Here is a 2,021-nt window from a genome sequence, read left to right as displayed (position 1 = left end):
AAAACGGAGTTAAATGAAATCCGAAGATTTCATCTAACTCCGCTTATTTTTGGGGACTTATGTCACAGCCCCTTTTTTACTTCTGCGGATCCTGATAAAATGGGTAGCTGTCAGTGGAGATCAGCAGGTCCATGAACTGGTTGCCGATTTCCTCACCGTCGACCTGACCGAATTCCAGTGAGGTGGTCGTACAGTGGAAGTCCTTGCCGTGGAAATGTTTGGCAAAGCGCGAATCCGCCAGCTTGCCGTGGACCAGCCGCCAGATTTGCCAAAAGGTGATCAGCCAGTTCTTCCGTTCAGCAACGACCAGGTCCAGCGTCGATTCATCGAAGCTGGCATCGGGAGCGATCTTGAAACGTCCACCCATGTACGGCTGGTTGGCAATGATGACGATGTAAGCCTTCTTAAAGAAATCACGACTGCCCTGTTGCTGGACCATCAGGGTAAATGGCTGCTGGTTATACAGGACGCTGATGGCATGGCGCAGGTAGGCAAAGCGGCTGAGTGACCGCCGCTGTCCCTTCTTGCGGTTTGCCTGACTTGTGATTGCGGCGTCAAAACCAATGCCGAGGCTGTTGAGGAAGTAGTGGTCCTGTTCCTTGATGGCATCATGGTAGTGACCGATGTTGATCTGATGAGCCTGCTTGGTGCTGAGAATCTGCTGGAGGGCCTTGATGGGGTCCAGCGGGATGCCGTAGCCCTTGGCAAAATCATTGTTGACGCCGACGGGGATGTAGGCGAGGGGGAGCCGGTCCTGATGGTGTGCTGCGGACTTGATAAGGCCGTTTAACACATCGTGCAGGGTGCCGTCGCCGCCAACCACAATGACCGTCAGCGGTTCGTCGTGCTTTTCCTGGCCAAGCCTGCTTGCAAAGTATTCGGCGTCACCAGCCTCTTTGATCAGCTGGTAGCGGTATTGAATGTTTTCTTGGTCGAGCTGTCCCTTGATCCGTCCCCAAGCGTCTTGGGCCGTGCCGTTTCCGGCCTGGGGATTAATGATGATTGAATAATGCATTGTTATTCTTCCTTTTGCTTAAACTAAGAATTAAACAAAGGGGGGTTGCGACAAATCATTTGCCGCAACCCCCATCAACGTCATTAATCAAATGTCGTAATCTTAAAGTTAGGATTCTGCTTTTCGTAAGCGAGGGCCTTGTCATCAAGTTGTTCAACGTACTCGATGCTGTAGTCGGTGTTGTGCTCAACCATCAGCAGTGCCTCAGCTTCTGAGTCAGCTTCGAGGTACAGAGCTTGAGTGTTTTCACGGACCGGCCGCTTGGTTTTATCCGGTTGGTAGTATACCTTAAAAGTCATACTTTAAAACTCCTTATTTAGATATTGATTACTGTAATTACTCTATCCATTTTAGCACAACTAATCAATGCTGTCCCAGAATTTCATGGTATGATTGAATCAAAGAAGAAATTGAAGTGGGGCGATGATATGCGAATATTTTGGGTATGCCTGATTGCCGTTATTATTGTGATTGGCCTGTATGTTGCCATTCACCGGATTTTGATCAATCGGGCGACGATCATGCTGCGCAACCGTGCCCAGCAGGTGACTGATGGGGCGGTTAATACCGGTTTGAAGAAGATCCTGGGCTGGGACAAGACACTTGCTTCCCAGCTGGTGGCCGATGTTTGGGGCAAAGGCGTATTGGCCTTTGAGTATCACTTCGACAGCAAGGACGCTGATAAGGAGCTCGACCAAGAACAGTTCGGCAAGGCGCTGGCAGAGTATGCCGACCAGCAGAACCTGACAGCCATTCGTCCGGGCAAGCCGGTCTTTGTAGTGACTGACTGGTGGAAGTACGAGGGAATCCTTCATATAGATGTGGCTTACCTGCTGAACGAGTCGACCGTTGAATACGTCAGTGATCTGAAGCGTTTGGACCATCACGATAAGAATTAAAAAAGACGACCATTTTGTGGCCGTCTTTTTATTTAGTAGTGCGCCCGGCATGGGTATTAGCTAGGCGGTGAAAGTCCGCTATGGGCCGTAGTAGTCGGAACCATGAG

The 2,021-nt window shown here is 50.2% G+C and carries 3 protein-coding genes; 1 reads left to right on the top strand and 2 read right to left on the bottom strand.

Annotated features, from left to right (window positions below; all coding sequences use genetic code 11):
• Window positions 1-76 precede the first annotated feature (76 nt).
• A complete protein-coding gene (locus QOS10_RS09175) occupies window positions 77-1,015 on the bottom strand; it encodes a diacylglycerol/lipid kinase family protein (protein ID WP_283595175.1) in 939 nt (312 codons plus the stop codon).
• Window positions 1,016-1,098: 83 nt separating this feature from the next.
• Window positions 1,099-1,314: a DNA-directed RNA polymerase subunit epsilon gene (locus tag QOS10_RS09170; protein ID WP_283595173.1), complete on the bottom strand. Its 216-nt coding sequence runs from the start codon at window positions 1,312-1,314 to the stop codon at window positions 1,099-1,101.
• A 129-nt stretch (window positions 1,315-1,443) separates the two neighbouring features.
• Here QOS10_RS09170 and QOS10_RS09165 point away from each other — a divergent pair, with 129 nt between their 5' ends.
• Window positions 1,444-1,914 carry a hypothetical protein gene (locus tag QOS10_RS09165; protein WP_283595176.1) on the top strand — a complete coding sequence of 157 codons (471 nt, stop codon included), beginning with the start codon at window positions 1,444-1,446 and terminating at the stop codon, window positions 1,912-1,914.
• Window positions 1,915-2,021: the final 107 nt, after the last annotated feature.

Source organism: Limosilactobacillus galli (assembly GCF_947381495.1).
GTDB lineage: Bacteria > Bacillota > Bacilli > Lactobacillales > Lactobacillaceae > Limosilactobacillus > Limosilactobacillus galli.
Note: the sequence above shows the minus strand (reverse complement) of the source record. Positions and strands in the feature narration are given on the sequence as shown.

What these genes read in the sequence shown, in the direction of transcription:
- QOS10_RS09175 (WP_283595175.1), bottom strand. Translation starts at nt 1,015, where the DNA reads ATGCATTATTCAATCATCATTAATCCCCAGGCCGGAAACGGCACGGCC.
- QOS10_RS09170 (WP_283595173.1), bottom strand. Translation starts at nt 1,314, where the DNA reads ATGACTTTTAAGGTATACTACCAACCGGATAAAACCAAGCGGCCGGTC.
- QOS10_RS09165 (WP_283595176.1), top strand. Translation starts at nt 1,444, where the DNA reads ATGCGAATATTTTGGGTATGCCTGATTGCCGTTATTATTGTGATTGGC.